This is a genomic window from Mesorhizobium sp. Root102 (assembly GCF_001425625.1).
GTDB lineage: Bacteria > Pseudomonadota > Alphaproteobacteria > Rhizobiales > Rhizobiaceae > Mesorhizobium.
On sequence record NZ_LMCP01000044.1, the window covers coordinates 125,797 to 140,369 of the forward strand.

A 14,573-nucleotide genomic window follows, 5' to 3' on the forward strand; every position below is an offset into this window, starting at 1 on the left:
TCAGCCGGCTAACTTTTTCGCTCCGGGATCTGCAGGATTGCCGATGGTGGGGATGGCCGGCTTTCTGGCCGGGCGTGAAACCGTCATCGATTCCTCCTCGGCGTCCTGCGGCGTCCCCCAGAATTCGGCAAGCGTCGGGCCGTCTTTCACCCTGATGTCGCGGGCCAGAAATCCCCATACCTCGCGGAACCAGACGCGGCGGCCCATCTGCGTGTACCAGCGCATCGAATGGCGTTGCTCGGGATCCTTGTGGAACAGGATACGGGCCAGCGCCTTCGGCCGCGATTGCACCGCCAGTTCGATCAGCTTGACGCCGGAGAACAGCATCCACGGCTTCAGCCGCGTCATCTGCAGCACCTGGTGCTTGTAGTCCCAAAGGCGGGCATCCCGCTGGATCACCTTGCGATCCCGCGCGATGCGGAAGAACGGCGTCCAGCGATGCGGTGTCACGTAGAGCGCCTGGATCTGGTCCGGATCGTAAGCGATCAGCTGTCGAAAGCCGCGCCAGAGGTCGCGAAAGCCTTCGTCCTCGAAGCCGGCCACCCAGGTCGCCATCGATAGGATGCCGTGCAGGCGCAGCAGCCTTATCGCCTCGCGGTCGGATGAGGTGCTGCCGCCCTTGCGGATCAAATGAAGCGTCTGCTCGTCGGTGTTTTCCATGCCGAGCAGCCAGCGGATGACACCGGCCTTGCGGTAGAGATGCAGGATGTCGGCATCGCGCACGATGTCGTCGGCGCGGGTCGAGCCGACGATCAGCACCGCCACATTCTCGGCGATCAGGGTGTCGAGAAAGGCGCGCCAGGCTTTCTTCGAAACCGTCGGATTCTCGTCGGCTAGATTGATCAGCTCGACGCCGTGTTCGCGGTACAGCCAGGCGATTTCTTGCGCGAATTTCACGGGATCGCGATGCCGCCAGCGGGTCCAGAAGCCGCGCTGGCCGCAATAGTTGCACAGATGCGGGCAGCCGCGCGAAAACTGCATGACCACGGCCCGCTTGCCGCCCCAGTAGCTGTACCTATCATGGTCGATCAGCTCCCAGCCGACGCGGTAGACGTCGAGATCGGCTATGGTCATCGCCGGCTGCGTGGCGAAGGGCCGGCGCAGATCGTCGCGATAGGCAATGCCGGCCACGCTCGTCGGCGGCTGGTGCATCTCCAGCGCCTCTACCAGCGCCACGACGGTCGCTTCGCCCTCGCCACGCACGATGAAGTCGAAGGCATCGGTAGCGGCCAGGATGTCGCGCCAGTGATAGGTCGGAAAGACGCCGCCATAGATGATGATGGTTGCCGGCTCGCGCTCCTTGATCATCTTGGCGATCAGCAAGGCGGTCGGATGCGCCGAGGTCGAGCCGGAATGGCCGATCAGGATGAAGTCGGGGCGATCGGCGAGCGCGTTGCACACCACCTTGTCGAGTGACATCGGCCCGAATTCGGCGTCGACAAGCCGCACCTCATGGCCGGCATCGATCAGCGGGCCGCCCAGCGCCAGCAGGCCAAGCGGCGGCAGGTGATCGTCGGGCACGCGGCTACCGATGGCCGTATGCGGCGGATTGATCAGGACGATTTTCATGGCGGACCTCTGGGCAGTTGGTCCGCGCAAGCTGGCCGGCGATGTGGACACGCGCTTGGCCCGTTTCAGCAGTTTGCGTGCAGCTTTTCGCCAAGGAGTGCGAAGGCAGGCATCGTCACCGCCTGAGGTGAGCGAGCGGCACGTGGCCCGGTCCCTTGATGTTCTGCAGCACGAGCTGGGTGTGGACGTCGCGCACGCCGTCGAGCCGCATCAGCCGGTGCATGACGAAGTTGTTGAGTTCGTCGACCGACGGCACCATGACATGCAGCAGGAAATCATGGTCGCCGGTCATCGTCCAGCACGAGGACACCTCGTCCATGCGCTGCACTGCGGCGATGAAGCTTTCGGGCGAACCGTCGCTGTGGCTGACAAGGCGGACCTGGATGAACACCTCGACCATCAGCCCGACCGCGCGGCGGCTGATCACAGCGGCAAAACCCTTGATGATGCCGGCCTCCTGCAGCGCTTCGAAGCGCCGCGCGCACGGCGTCGTCGACAGGCCGATCTCTTGCGCCAGTTCGGATACCGGCTTGCGCCCGTCGCGCTGCAGGACATCGAGCATCTTGATCTCGAAATCATCGAATTGAGGCATTTTCACTCCTTGGAGATACTTTCTGAGTGAATATTATCCCGATTCCTGCATCCGAGCCATCATCAAAGCCAATTTGCCTCGGCAAATCCGGTTAGCCTTCCGGCACCATTCGCCATTCATGATTTGCGAGGAGAAAAACCATGACGACGATGAGCGTTGCCGAATATGCCCGCGACTGCGCGGCGCAAGGGTTCCGCGGCGACTACTCGGTCTGCCGTTCCGATTTCACCGTGGCGCAGGGTGACGATTACAGCGCCGAGGAGCAGGCAGTGTGGCGCACGCTGTGCGACCGCCAGACCAAGCTGACGCGCAAGCTCGCCCACCACTCCTATCTCGACGGTGTCGAAAAACTTGGCCTGCTCGACCGCATCCCCGATTTCGAGGAGGTCAGCGCCAAGCTGCGCAAACTGACCGGCTGGGAGATCGTCGCCGTGCCGGGTCTCATTCCCGCTGCCCCGTTCTTCGACCATCTCGCCAACCGCCGCTTCCCGGTCACCAACTGGCTGCGGACCCGGCAGGAGCTCGACTACATCGTCGAGCCCGACATGTTCCACGATTTCTTTGGTCATGTGCCGGTGCTGTCGCAGCCGGTGTTCGCCGATTTCATGCAGATGTATGGCCGCAAAGCCGGCGACATCATTGCGCTGGGCGGCGACGAGATGATCACCCGGCTCTACTGGTACACGGCCGAATATGGCCTGATGCAGGAGGCCGGCCAGCCGCTGAAGGCCTTTGGCGCCGGCCTGATGTCGTCGTTTACCGAACTGCAGTTCGCGATCGACAGCAAGGACGCCCACCACGTGCCTTTCGACCTGGAAACGGTGATGCGGACCGGCTACGAGATCGACAAGTTCCAGCGCGCCTATTTCGTGCTGCCGTCGTTCGAGGTCTTGCGCGATGCCTTCCAGACCGCCGACTTCGAAGCGATCGTCGCCCGCCGCAAGGGCCAGCCGGCGCTCGACCCGGCGACGGTCTAGCCTTCCGCAAAGCGTGTCGCGAACTCCCGCCTCGATGGGGCGGGAGCCATCGGCACTCCTATCGCCCGTTTGGAGTGTCGGACCCCTCGGCCTTCAGCCGCGCCAGCTGGTCGCGCTGCAGGCCGAGTGCGGCGTTGACGAAGCGCGATATGGTGGCGAGCTCCGCATCGCCGAAGCTGGCGATCACTGTTTCACCTTCTCGCGCGATGGCGCCGTAGTAGCGCGCCGACAGCTCCCGCGTGGCCTCGGTCGCCTCTATGACCACCTTGCGCCTGTCCTCGAGACTGCGCGTGCGCGTCAGCAGGCCGCGCGCCTCCAGCCGGTCGATCAGCGCGGTCACCGCGGCCGTTGTCAGCCCGGTCGCGGCGGCGACCGGCCGATTGCGGGCCGCCATGGAGAGCCGGCCGCCGACAAGAAGTGAAAAATGAGTTTGATTCAACAGCGCGCGCCCCTCTCGCACGAAGAGGAGTTCAAATACGCCAAGCTGGCAATGGAATGGTATGGCTGGGGCTCCCCCATCGGCCTCGGCATTCAACTCGTGTGGCTGGCCGCAGCCGCCGTCTTCGTACGCATCGCGGTCTACGGCTTTTAGGCCATGCCGCGTATCTGCCGGCGCCGTCACAGGCGCCGGCATTGTCGGCATGCCCTCGAAATTCAGGACGTTGCCGTGTGACCGTCAGACGGTGATCACCTTGCTCAAATGATCGCCCAGCCGGCAGGACAGTGCGGTGATCGTCGTCGTCGGGTTGCATTGGCCCGATGTGCAGAACACCGAGGAGCCGCCGACATAGAGATTGTCCATGCCGTGCACCTTGCAGTTGGCGTCGACCACGCTCTTGCCGATGTCGGTACCCATGCGCGTGCCGCCCATATGGTGGTGGCCCGCCGTCTCGTCGTTGGTCGGATAGTCCTGACCATTGCTGATCCAGTCGGCAATGCGCACCCGGCCGAGATTCTTCTCGATCAGCGTCGTGCCGAACAGTCTGAGTCCTTCGAGCAGGGTGCGGCGTTCCAGCTCCGACTTCTTCCAGTGCAGCTCGATGCGCGGCACGCCGGTATGGTCGACATCGGTCTTCGACAGCTCGATCTGGTTGGAGGCCAGCGGCGCCTGTTCCCAGGCGACGTAGAGCTGGGCGGCGCAGCGCAGTCTCTGACTGAGCTTGGAAGACATCCATTCGGCTATGTCGGGCGCCGTGCAGGCGAGATCGGCGATGAGGCTCTTGACACCGGGATACGGCGTCTCGATCAGCCGGATGCCGAAATTCATGATCTGCAGTCGCTCCATCGCGGCAAGCGTCGGCGAGAAGAAGGCCTCGTTGACGGCGTCGACCTCGAACGCGTTGTAGTCGGCTAGGATGGCATTGCCGCCCTCGAAGGTCGGATGCTCCATCCAGTAGCGGCCAAGCGCTGTCGCATTCGGCACGACGCCGCCGTTCGAGCGCTGGTTCGACCACAGAAGCAGCCGCGAATTCTCCAGCCCGCCGGTGCAGACGATGAAATAGTCCGCGCTGATGGAGCCGGCATCCTGCCCGTTCGACCACAGTCTGGCGCCCGTCACGCGTTTGCCGTCGCCGGCGAGTTCAGTGACGCATGTGTTGAGCACGACCGCGATGTTCCTGGCTTTGTCGAGTTCGTCGCCGAATTTCTCGGCGAAGCGCACAGCCGGGCTCTTGATCAGCTGCACCCAGCGAATGTGGTCCGAGATCGGCATGTCCGGCCGGAAGGCCGGAAGGTCGAGAATATCGCGCACTTCCGGCAGATAGGGCTCGATGTCGGTGCGGCGGATCGGCCAGCCCGTATCGGGCACCCAGGCCTTCGGCTCGAAATCCTCTTTGTCGAGCACGCGGCACCAGCCGGCCCAGTGGTTGGAACTGCCGCCCATGAACCGCAGCCGGGTGATGTCGAGGTCGAAATAGAAATCGCCGACCGTGGTGCCACGGTAGAAATCCTGCGACTCGTCGCTGAACTCACGCGAGCCGGCCTCCAGCACCACGACCGGAATGCCGGCGGCGCCAAGCTTGCGGGCAATGGTGGTGCCGGCCGGGCCGGAGCCGAGGATGCAGACCTTTGGGGTGAAGCTCGCTGCGCGATACGCCTCGTAGCTGTCGAAGATCATGCCAGGTCACTCCGCTTCAGAATCCAGCCATTGACCTCGACGATCTCGTTCGGGTCGGCCCGGGATTGATCGGGATGGGAGGCATAGGAAGCATCGGCATCAGGCAGCTTGCGAAACAGCGACAAAGCAGGCAGTGCGATCAGCGCCTGCACGATCGCGCGGCGTGACATTTTTTTTATGAAGAAACTCATGAGGTCTCTCAGTTGAGGGCTTCGACAATGCGTGGCATTCCTGGAACGGCAGTTCCCGGAACGACACATGCATCGCCGCAGAAGCCAGTATCGTGCCAAGTCTGGCCGCAAAGCGGTGAATACCCGGCTAAACGGTGCAACCGAGTGCAAACAGCGTTAGAATTTCCTTAACGAGCTGGTTGTGGCGATCGGATCACGCCGCCGCGGAGATGTCCGTATCGAGGATCGTCAGGTTTCTGCCCTGATGCTTGGCCTGGTAGAGGCGCCGGTCGGCGGCGCGCATCAGGTCCGATACGCTGACATCGTCGCCACAGACCGTGCCGCCGATGCTGACCGTGAGCGGAATGGTCCGCTCGTCGACGGGCCGGAAGCGGATCAGCTCGACTTCGCGGCGAATGCGCTCGGCGACCCGCTTGGCCTCCTGCTCGGTGGCGCCGATCAGGAAGGCGCCGAACTCCTCGCCGCCGATGCGGCCCAGCACATCGCCGCCGCGCACGCCGCGCTGGATCGCGCTGGCGATCAAAAGCAGCGCGTCATCACCGGTCAGGTGGCCAAAATTATCGTTGATCTTCTTGAAATGGTCGGCGTCGATGATCAGCAGCGCGCCGCGATCGGACTTGCGGCGCGAACTGTCGAGCGCGGCAAAGAAGCTTTCCCGGTTGAGCATGCCGGTCATGTCGTCGCGGCTCGCCTTTTCCGCCAGGCGGCGATGCGCGGCGGCGAGCTGGGCATGGGCCCGGGCAAGCTCGCGATGCGCATTTTTCAGCCTGTCGCTTTGCCAGAACGTGCTTGCGCTGGCGACCCATGCCAGCACCAGCGGACAGAGCGTGGAGGTCAGCCAGATCGTACGGTTGACCGGAAATCCCATCGCCGGAACGATGATCAGCGTCAGCAGGAGAGAAGCTGCGACGGAGGCGAAAGCAATGGCGGCGGATTTCAAGATTATGCTGTTCATCGCTTGCTCCCACAGGATTTGTCTCTGTGCCAGCAAGCCCTGAAGGCCACCTTTCCCGGATGCATAAAATTTGAATCGTGAGGCGATTTGTGCAACCTCAACGAGCAGAAGTTGTGGATAAAGTCTCTTTCAGGACGCTTGTTTCATGCCATAAGGAGCGCATGACCACGCTCCCCGATCCCGCGCGCTTCGCCCATGTCACAGACTGGGTGTTCGATCTCGACAACACGCTCTATCCGCACCATACGAATCTGTTCTCGCAGATCGACGTCAAGATGACCGCCTATGTCGGCGAACTGCTGGCGCTGCCGCGCGACGAAGCGCGCAAGCTGCAGAAGGAACTCTACCGCGAATATGGCACGACGCTCAACGGGCTGATGACGCGCCACGGCATCGACCCCGACGATTTCCTCGAGAAGGTGCATGACATCGATTATTCATGGCTGGTGCCCGATCCCGTTCTCGGCTCCGCCATCCGCCAGCTTCCGGGCCGCAAGTTCATCTTCACCAACGGCGACCGCAGGCACGCCGAACGCACTGCGCGGCAGCTCGGCATTCTCGACCATTTCGACGACATCTTCGATATCGTCGCGGCCGGGCTCAATCCCAAACCGGCGCGCCAGACCTACGAGAAGTTCGCCGAGCTCCACGCCGTCACCGGCCACAATGCGGTGATGTTCGAAGACCTTGCCCGCAATCTTTCGGTGCCGAAGTCGCTCGGCATGACCACGGTGCTTGTCGTGCCACGCAATTTCGAGCCGACCTTTTCCGAGATATGGGAGCGCGACCCGGCCAACGAGGATGACGTCGATTTCGTCACCGACGATCTGGCCGGCTTTCTGACGGCGATAGTCGCAAGGCAGTAGGGAATGGGCAGTAGGCAGTAGGAGAATAAGGCGCCTGCGGTCTCCGCCTTGCAGATCGTTCCTTACTGCCTATTCCCTACTCCCCTAACTTGTAAAACCGGCTGATGATCCCCCAGGCCTCGTCGGCGGTGTCGACGAAGTCGATGATGTTCTGGTCGCCGGGGCTGATCGTGCCTTGTTCGGCAAGGAAGTCGAGATCGATCGCCCGTTTCCAGAAGGATTTGCCAAACAGGATCACCGGCACGCGCTCCATGCGTCCGGTCTGGATCAGGGTCAGCGTCTCGAAGAACTCGTCCATCGTGCCGAAGCCGCCTGGAAACACCGCCACGGCCTTGGCGCGCATGACGAAATGCATCTTGCGGATGGCGAAATAATGGAAGTTGAAGCACAGCTCCGGCGTCACATAGATGTTCGGCGCCTGCTCATGCGGCAGGACGATGTTGAGGCCGATCGACGGCGCGCCGACATCGTCGGCGCCGCGGTTTCCCGCTTCCATCACACCGGGTCCACCGCCGGTCACCACGACATATTCGCGGTAGTATGAAGCCGCCGACTGCCGCGAGCAGAGGCGGGCGAATTTGCGCGCCTCCTCATAGTATTTGCTGTTTTCCTCGAGATTCTTCTTCTGCGTCTCGTTCTTGGCCGCCCAGGCCTCGCCGCCGGGTTCCGGCAGGCGTGCGCCGCCGAACAGGATCACCGTCGAACGGATGCCGCGTTCGGCCAGGATCATCTCGGGCTTCAAGAGTTCGAGCTGCAACCTGACCGCGCGCAATTCGCGCCGCGTCATGAAGTCGGGATCGTTCCAGGCGAGCCGGTATGTTTCGGCACGCGTCTGCGGCGTGTCCGGCACGCTCTTCGACCGCTCCAGATCCTCGTCCGAATGCGGCAGCGGGGTCCACCCCGCCTTTTCCATAGGAGTCATAATTGCCTTACCCGTCCAAATTCTTCACTTGCGCCGTCCCATGGCGCAGCCGCGATTGACCCCCATTGAGCCTTAACATAAGCAGGTTCCGCAAAAGTGTCCGGCGGTTTTGCGACAAGAACCTGCTACATGCAAAGCCCGCCAGGGGTCCGCGCGACTTTCAAAACAGGTTAAGGCGCAGCCCCTTAACAGCTTGGTAATGGAGCGAATTCATGTCGAAGCCCGATCTGGCGAGCCTCGAAAAGACCATTGAGAAGGCCTTCGAGGAACGCGACGCGATTTCGACGGCAACGCGTGGCGAAACGCGTGACGCCATCCAGTCGGCGCTCGACCTGCTCGATCGCGGCGCCGCCCGTGTCGCCGAGCGGCAGGCCGACGGCAAGTGGCATGTCAACCAGTGGCTCAAGAAGGCCGTGCTGCTATCCTTCCGTCTCAATCCGATGGAGATCATCAAGGGCGGCCCCGGCCAGGCCGTGTGGTGGGACAAGGTGCCGTCGAAGTTCGACGGCTGGAGCGCCGTCGACTTCGAGAAGGCGGGCTTCCGCGCCGTGCCGTCGTCGATCGTGCGCCGGTCGGCCTATGTCGCGCCGGGCGCCGTGCTGATGCCGTCCTTCGTCAATGTCGGCGCCTATGTCGATAGTGGCACCATGGTCGACACCTGGGCCTCGGTCGGCTCCTGCGCCCAGATCGGCAAGAACGTCCATCTGTCCGGCGGCGTCGGCATCGGCGGTGTGCTGGAGCCGATGCAGGCCGGTCCCACCATCATTGAGGACAATTGCTTCATCGGCGCGCGCTCGGAGGTCGTCGAGGGCTGCATCGTGCGCGAAGGCTCGGTGCTCGGCATGGGCGTCTTCATCGGCCAGTCGACCAAGATCGTCGACCGCGCCACCGGCGAAATCTTTTATGGCGAAGTGCCGCCGAACTCCGTCGTCGTCGCCGGTTCGCTGCCGGGCAAGCCTTTTCCGAACAACGAGCCTGGCCCGAGCCTCTACTGCGCCGTCATCGTCAAGCGCGTCGACGCCAGGACCCGGTCCAAGACCTCGATCAACGAATTGCTGCGCGATTGATCTTTCCGCAAAGCGAGCGCACCTTCCGCCGGCGCGACAATCGGTCGCGCTGGTTCAATATGGAGGGGGTGACATGGACTGGAAATATCTGCTCACAAGCTTTGATGGTCGCATCAACCGTGGCAAGTTCTGGGCCGCGATCGGAGTTTTCGTCGTCATTGGCATCGTTGGCTTTATTCTCGATGCGATCCTCGGCACACGCATCACCACTGCCAGCGGCGCCCAGATCGGCCTCATCGGCATTCTCGTCGCTCTCGCCTCGATCTATTTCGCACTCGCAGTCTATGCCAAGCGCTGGCATGATCGCGGCAAGTCGGGCTGGTGGAGCCTGATCATGCTGGTGCCTTTCATCGGCCCGATCTGGTTTCTGGTGGAATGCGGCATTCTCGAAGGCGCCAGGGGCGCCAATCAATATGGACCGGACCCGCTTGCCTGACAGATCAGATCTCACCTGGCTTTTCTTCAAAACCTCGGGCCGCGTCAGTCGCGCGGCCTATTTTCTTGGCGGGTTGCTCGTCGCCATTATCCAGGCTTTTCCGCTCTACCGCTTCACGCTGGTACCGGAAGGCTCGGCCGAGAGCAACATGTGGTCGTTCATCTTCTTTGTCGCCTTCATCGCCTCGCTGTGGTCGAATATCGCACTGGCGGTGAAGCGGCTGCACGACTTGGACAAACCGGGCATTGCCGCGCTGATCCTGTTCGTGCCGGTGGTCTCGATCGTCGCCTTCCTTGTGTTGTGCCTGTTTCCAGGGCAGCCTGGACCCAACCGCTATGGCCGGCGTACCAATGAGCCGGCACAATCCTGAGGGCTGATCGGACATGCGCTACCGCACGCTTGATCCGAAACTGATCGTCGAAACCGCCGAGCGGCTGGAAGAGCGGATCGCCGATCGTTTCCCCGAAGCGGGATTGCGTGGCGTCGCCGCCGAACTGGTCTCGCTGTCGCGCGATCTGGCCAAGACGGCCAAGACGCTCGAAGCACCGATCTGGTGGCTGCGGGGGCTCATTGTCGCCGCCTTCGTCGCTGGTGTGTTGGTGTTCCTGTTCGTCGGTACCATCTTGCCGATCGACCGCATTTCGGGAACCCACGATGCCCTGCAGTCGGTGCAAGGCATAGAAGCTTCGATCAACACCGTCATACTCGCTGTGTTGGGCTTACTTGCTCTGATCCGCACCGAGGAGCGCATCAAGCGCAAAAGGGTGTTTCGCCAGTTGCACGGCCTGCGCTCGCTGATCCATGTCATCGACATGCACCAGCTGACCAAGGATCCGGCGGCCCTTTCGGCGAGCTTCAAACCGACGGCGCACTCGCCGGCCCGCATCACCAATGCCGCCGACCTGGCGCGCTACCTCGACTATTGCTCCGAAATGCTGTCGATCACCGGCAAGATCGCGGCGCTGTTCGCGCAGTCGGTCAATGACGACGTGGTCATCGACGGCGTCAACGACATCGAAAACCTGGCGTCCAACCTGTCGCGGAAAATCTGGCAGAAGATCACGTTGATCGACGGCCGGCCGGCGGCGCGGCAATCTGCTCCGGCGCCAGGCCCGGCGAGCCAAGCCGCTCCGCCTCCGCCGCGCGCACCAAGGCGGTGATCCGCTGGACCATCGGCGCCGGCGTGCCGGCCTTTTCCGCCAGCCGCAGGATGGCGCCTTGCAAGTCATCGATCTCCGTCGGCCGGCCGCGCTGCAAATCGTCCCACATCGATGAGCGTGCCTGCGGGTCGATCACCAGCATGCGCCGCGCCAGCAGTTTGAACAGCCAGTCCGGCAGCCTGAGCACTCTCGGCAGCAGCGCCGGGCGAAGGCCGGCGATCCGCGCCGGCACGATGCCGGAAGCCTTCATCGCCTGGAGCGCCTCGTCGATCTGACCGGCCAGGATCAGCCGCCAGCCACGGTTGGCCAATTCGGTCGCCAGCGGCAGGTCCGACAGCGCCACCAGCGCGTTGTTCAAATTCATCAGCAGCTTGCCCCACAGCACGGCCATCATCTCGCCATGGGCTTCGACCGCAAACCCTTCGACGCCGAGCAGGTTGACCAGGCCGGCGTCGCCATCCTCGACCATCACCGTGCCGTCGCTGGCGCGGTGCACGCGCAGCGGCAGTTCGCCATCCGGCGACTGCACTACGTTGAACGGCACCATGCCGGCCAGCACCGTGCGCCCAGCAAGTCCGGCGCGCAGCCTGTCGGCATTGTCGACGCCGTTCTGCAGACTGACCACCACAGCATCGGGGCGGGCATGGGCCTTGATGAGGGCTGCCATGTCCTGCGTCGCGCCGCTCTTGACCGTGACCAGGATCACATCCGCCTGCGGCAGGGCGGCGGCCGGATCGGTGGTGACGACAAGCGACTCCGGCTTGATGGGGCGATCGCGGCCTTCGAGGTCTCTGACCCGCAACCCACCCTGCCGCAACGCCGCCTCGATACGCGGCCGGGCCAGGAGAATCACCTCGCGCCCGGCGAGCGCCAAGCAGCCGCCGGCATAGCAGCCGATGCTGCCGGCGCCGGCAATGACGATCCTTCTGTCCTCGTTTGCCATCCTGTCGCCCGCATCCGGCCCGCAACTATACGACATGAAAACCATAATGTCGGCGGTATCGCCAGCCATGGGGCTGGTCCCTATGTCTGGCCGTGACAGGCCCTGCGCTTTCGACTATCGCTTTTTCCATGACGCTGCCGACCGATCCCGCCGAAAACCTTGCCGCCCTTATCCGTTGTGCTTCGGTGACGCCCACCGAGGGCGGTGCGCTGAGCGTACTGGAGACGATGCTGAAACCGCTCGGCTTCCTGGTCGATCGGCCGGTGTTTTCCGAAGACGGCACGCCCGACATCGAAAACCTCTATGCAAGGCGTTCCGGCAACGGCCCGCATCTGATGTTCGCCGGTCACACCGACGTGGTGCCGGTCGGCGACGAAGCCGCCTGGACGCATCCGCCCTTCGCCGCCGAGATCGCCAATGGCGAGATGTATGGCCGTGGCGCGGTCGACATGAAGGGCGGCATCGCCTGTTTCATCGCCGCCGTGGCGCGCCATGTCGAGCAGAATGGTGGTCCGAAAGGGTCGGTCTCGCTGCTGATCACCGGCGACGAGGAAGGTCCGGCCGTCAACGGCACGGTCAAGCTGCTCGAATGGGCGGCTTCCAGGGGCGAGAAATGGGATGCCTCTATCGTCGGCGAGCCGACCAACCCGGACGCGCTCGGCGATATGATCAAGATCGGCCGCCGCGGCTCGATGTCCGGCGCCGTCACCGTCAATGGCCGTCAGGGCCACGTCGCCTACCCGCAGCTTGCCGACAATCCGGTGCGCGGGCTGATGAGCCTGGTCGACGCCTTGCTGCATCCCGTCTTCGACAAGGGAACCAGGGATTTCCAGCCGACCAACCTGGAGATCACCTCCATCGATGTCGGCAACCCGGCCACCAATGTCATTCCGGCCAAGGCGACCGCGACCTTCAACATCCGCTTCAACGACACCTGGACTGATGAGACCCTGCAGGCCGAGATCCACAACCGGCTCGACCAGGCGGCCAGGCGCAAGAAGTACCGGCAGGGCAAGAAGACGCCGGTCGACTATGAACTCGTCTGGCGCGACCGGCCAAGCCATGTCTTTCTGACTCGCGACGACAGACTGATCGAAACGCTCCGCGGCTCGATCAAGTCGGCGGTCGGCAAGGAGCCGACCCTGTCGACCTCCGGAGGCACCTCCGACGCGCGTTTCATCAAGGACTATTGCCCGGTGGTCGAGTTCGGGCTGGTCGGCAAGACGATGCACATGGTCGACGAGCGCGTCGCCATTGCCGATCTCGAAACGCTGACGCAAATCTACCAGCGCTTCATCGAAGACTGGTTCGGACAGGGCTGAGCAGCATGCTTTCGGCGGACGAAACCCAAGCTTCGCTGACGGGCGCCTGGCGATTGATGCTCGGCAAGGCCGATGGATTGCGCCTGCTCGACCTGTCGGCCGACGGCTTCTGGAATTCCTTTTTCGCCATTGTCGTTGCAGCACCGGCGCTGATCGTCGGATGGGTCGGCATCGCCAACGAGATCGGCGATCCCGATGCCTTCGTGGGTCGCTTCAGCATGCTGGTGCGCCTGGCGACGGTCGATATCGGCTCCTGGGTGCTGCCGCTGATTGCGCTCGCTTTGATCGCGCCGCGCGCCGGCATCGGCGGCCGCTTCGTCCATTACGTCGTCGCCAGCAACTGGGCTTCGGCCATCACTGCCTGGCTGATGCTGCCTTCGGCGCTGATCCGGCTTTTCCTGTCGTCCGCGAGCCAGGTTTCAAGCCTTGTGTCGCTGTTGTTGTTTGCCCTGTCGATGGTGCTGACCTGGCGCATGACCAACGCCACCATCGGCAAGGGCGCAGCAGTCGGCACCGCCGTTTTCGTCGGCATGTTCATCGCGTCGCTGTTGGTGCTGTTCGGCCTGCAGACGCTGCTCGGCATTACCGTGCCGGATGATGTCGGGGCTCAGAGCCTTTCCGGGTTCGTCTCCGGGTAGAGCCTTCCGGCCTCTATCCTGGGTAGAGCCTTCGGGCCTCTATCCAGGTTAGTCGACCTCAGGATAATCGACGCTCGAATAGTCGACGCCAACGAGAAACAGCCCGTCTGGCGGCGCCACTTGGCCGCAGGCGGCGCGGTCATGCGCCTCGAGCGCCGCTTTCAGGTCGGCTTCGGTCCAGCCGCCGTCGCCGACACGCTTGAGCGAGCCGACCATCGAACGCACCTGATTGTGCAGGAAGGAGCGCGCAGAGGCCCTTACCTCGATCAGGTCACCTTGCCTCATCACATCGAGCCGCTCCAGCGTCCTGATCGGGCTGTTGGCCTGGCACTGGGTCGAGCGGAAGGTGGTGAAGTCATGTCGTCCGAGCAGGACCTTCGCCGCTTCATGCATGGCGCCGGTGTCGAGCCGCTTCGGCACCCACCACACCTTTCCCTTGTCGAGCGCGGCCGGCGCGCGGCGGTTGAGGATGCGGTAGAGATAGTGGCGGCCGGTGGCCGAGAAGCGAGCGTCGAAACCGTCCGAGACGACCGTCGCTTTCAGGATGGCGATGCGTGCGCCGGCCGCCTGCAGATGGGCATTGATGGCATCGCGCACCTTGTCGCCTGGCCACGCCTTGGCGAGGTCGACATGCGCCACCTGGGCGGTCGCATGCACGCCGGCATCGGTGCGGCCGGCGGCTCGCAACCTGACCTCTTCGCCGCAGAATTTTTCGATCGCTTGCTCGATCGCCTGCTGCACCGAAGGCTGATCCGCCTGGTGCTGCCAGCCGGCAAACAGGCTGCCGTCATATTCGATGTCGAGGCGAAAACGCGGCAT

18 protein-coding genes are annotated in these 14,573 nt (G+C 63.3%); 9 read left to right on the forward strand and 9 right to left on the reverse strand.

Annotation, left to right across the window (positions count from 1 at the left end):
• Both bchE and ASD12_RS25250 read right to left on the reverse strand, forming a co-directional pair.
• Nucleotides 1-1,569: a magnesium-protoporphyrin IX monomethyl ester anaerobic oxidative cyclase gene (bchE, locus tag ASD12_RS25245; RefSeq protein ID WP_056592819.1), complete on the reverse strand. Its 1,569-nt coding sequence runs from the start codon at nucleotides 1,567-1,569 to the stop codon at nucleotides 1-3.
• 115 nt (nucleotides 1,570-1,684) lie between these two features.
• A complete protein-coding gene (locus ASD12_RS25250) occupies nucleotides 1,685-2,161 on the reverse strand; it encodes an Lrp/AsnC family transcriptional regulator (RefSeq protein ID WP_056592822.1) in 477 nt (158 codons plus the stop codon).
• Between the two features lie 140 nt (nucleotides 2,162-2,301).
• On the opposite strand from ASD12_RS25250, the gene phhA reads away from it, so the two are divergent.
• Nucleotides 2,302-3,138: a phenylalanine 4-monooxygenase gene (gene phhA, locus ASD12_RS25255; protein ID WP_056592825.1), complete on the forward strand. Its 837-nt coding sequence runs from the start codon at nucleotides 2,302-2,304 to the stop codon at nucleotides 3,136-3,138.
• 58 nt (nucleotides 3,139-3,196) lie between these two features.
• On the opposite strand, the gene ASD12_RS25260 is transcribed toward phhA, so the two are convergent.
• Complete coding sequence (locus ASD12_RS25260) at nucleotides 3,197-3,532, reverse strand: MarR family transcriptional regulator (protein ID WP_082525673.1); 336 nt, start codon at nucleotides 3,530-3,532, stop codon at nucleotides 3,197-3,199.
• 30 nt (nucleotides 3,533-3,562) lie between these two features.
• Between ASD12_RS25260 and ASD12_RS34945 the strand changes: the two genes are divergently transcribed.
• The gene (locus ASD12_RS34945; protein WP_164482266.1) at nucleotides 3,563-3,730 is read left to right on the forward strand and encodes a hypothetical protein; all 168 of its coding nucleotides are present in this window, start codon (nucleotides 3,563-3,565) and stop codon (nucleotides 3,728-3,730) included.
• An 84-nt stretch (nucleotides 3,731-3,814) separates the two neighbouring features.
• Here the strand turns inward: ASD12_RS34945 and ASD12_RS25265 are convergent, their stop codons facing one another.
• The 3 genes from ASD12_RS25265 to ASD12_RS25275 form a co-directional block, all read right to left on the reverse strand.
• Nucleotides 3,815-5,254 (reverse strand): GMC family oxidoreductase, encoded by a 1,440-nt coding sequence (locus tag ASD12_RS25265; RefSeq protein WP_056592828.1) that lies wholly within the window; start codon nucleotides 5,252-5,254, stop codon nucleotides 3,815-3,817.
• Nucleotides 5,251-5,445 carry a hypothetical protein gene (locus ASD12_RS25270; protein WP_056592832.1) on the reverse strand — a complete coding sequence of 65 codons (195 nt, stop codon included), beginning with the start codon at nucleotides 5,443-5,445 and terminating at the stop codon, nucleotides 5,251-5,253. The genes ASD12_RS25265 and ASD12_RS25270 overlap by 4 nt, the downstream gene beginning before the upstream one ends.
• Before the next feature lie 193 nt (nucleotides 5,446-5,638).
• On the reverse strand, nucleotides 5,639-6,400 hold the full coding sequence (locus ASD12_RS25275) for a GGDEF domain-containing protein (protein ID WP_056592837.1): 762 nt from the start codon (nucleotides 6,398-6,400) through the stop codon (nucleotides 5,639-5,641).
• Nucleotides 6,401-6,561: 161 nt separating this feature from the next.
• On the opposite strand from ASD12_RS25275, the gene ASD12_RS25280 reads away from it, so the two are divergent.
• Entirely contained in the window at nucleotides 6,562-7,266 is a 705-nt protein-coding gene (locus ASD12_RS25280; RefSeq protein WP_056592840.1) for a pyrimidine 5'-nucleotidase, read from the forward strand.
• Between the two features lie 76 nt (nucleotides 7,267-7,342).
• Here ASD12_RS25280 and ASD12_RS25285 read toward each other — a convergent pair whose 3' ends face one another.
• Nucleotides 7,343-8,188 (reverse strand): LOG family protein, encoded by an 846-nt coding sequence (locus ASD12_RS25285; protein WP_082525674.1) that lies wholly within the window; start codon nucleotides 8,186-8,188, stop codon nucleotides 7,343-7,345.
• A gap of 212 nt (nucleotides 8,189-8,400) precedes the next feature.
• Between ASD12_RS25285 and dapD the strand changes: the two genes are divergently transcribed.
• The 4 genes from dapD to ASD12_RS25305 all read left to right on the forward strand — a co-directional run bounded on the left by dapD (nucleotide 8,401) and on the right by ASD12_RS25305 (nucleotide 10,851).
• Nucleotides 8,401-9,255, forward strand: coding sequence for a 2,3,4,5-tetrahydropyridine-2,6-dicarboxylate N-succinyltransferase (gene dapD / locus ASD12_RS25290; protein WP_056592846.1), 855 nt, complete (start codon nucleotides 8,401-8,403; stop codon nucleotides 9,253-9,255).
• Between the two features lie 73 nt (nucleotides 9,256-9,328).
• Nucleotides 9,329-9,691: a DUF805 domain-containing protein gene (locus ASD12_RS25295; RefSeq protein ID WP_056592849.1), complete on the forward strand. Its 363-nt coding sequence runs from the start codon at nucleotides 9,329-9,331 to the stop codon at nucleotides 9,689-9,691.
• Nucleotides 9,684-10,061 (forward strand): DUF805 domain-containing protein, encoded by a 378-nt coding sequence (locus tag ASD12_RS25300; protein WP_056593418.1) that lies wholly within the window; start codon nucleotides 9,684-9,686, stop codon nucleotides 10,059-10,061. The genes ASD12_RS25295 and ASD12_RS25300 overlap by 8 nt, the downstream gene beginning before the upstream one ends.
• A gap of 13 nt (nucleotides 10,062-10,074) precedes the next feature.
• The gene (locus ASD12_RS25305) at nucleotides 10,075-10,851 is read left to right on the forward strand and encodes a hypothetical protein (RefSeq protein WP_056592853.1); all 777 of its coding nucleotides are present in this window, start codon (nucleotides 10,075-10,077) and stop codon (nucleotides 10,849-10,851) included.
• On the opposite strand, the gene ASD12_RS25310 is transcribed toward ASD12_RS25305, so the two are convergent.
• Nucleotides 10,751-11,794, reverse strand: a complete 1,044-nt coding sequence (locus ASD12_RS25310; RefSeq protein WP_056593421.1) for a 2-dehydropantoate 2-reductase — start codon at nucleotides 11,792-11,794, stop codon at nucleotides 10,751-10,753. The genes ASD12_RS25305 and ASD12_RS25310 overlap by 101 nt on opposite strands.
• A 128-nt stretch (nucleotides 11,795-11,922) precedes the next feature.
• Here ASD12_RS25310 and dapE point away from each other — a divergent pair, with 128 nt between their 5' ends.
• Together dapE and ASD12_RS25320 are read left to right on the forward strand one after the other, a co-directional pair.
• Complete coding sequence (dapE, locus tag ASD12_RS25315) at nucleotides 11,923-13,116, forward strand: succinyl-diaminopimelate desuccinylase (protein ID WP_056592855.1); 1,194 nt, start codon at nucleotides 11,923-11,925, stop codon at nucleotides 13,114-13,116.
• A 5-nt stretch (nucleotides 13,117-13,121) separates the two neighbouring features.
• On the forward strand, nucleotides 13,122-13,754 hold the full coding sequence (locus ASD12_RS25320) for a hypothetical protein (RefSeq protein WP_056592859.1): 633 nt from the start codon (nucleotides 13,122-13,124) through the stop codon (nucleotides 13,752-13,754).
• Between the two features lie 48 nt (nucleotides 13,755-13,802).
• Here ASD12_RS25320 and truA read toward each other — a convergent pair whose 3' ends face one another.
• On the reverse strand, nucleotides 13,803-14,573 hold the full coding sequence (truA, locus tag ASD12_RS25325) for a tRNA pseudouridine(38-40) synthase TruA (protein ID WP_056592863.1): 771 nt from the start codon (nucleotides 14,571-14,573) through the stop codon (nucleotides 13,803-13,805).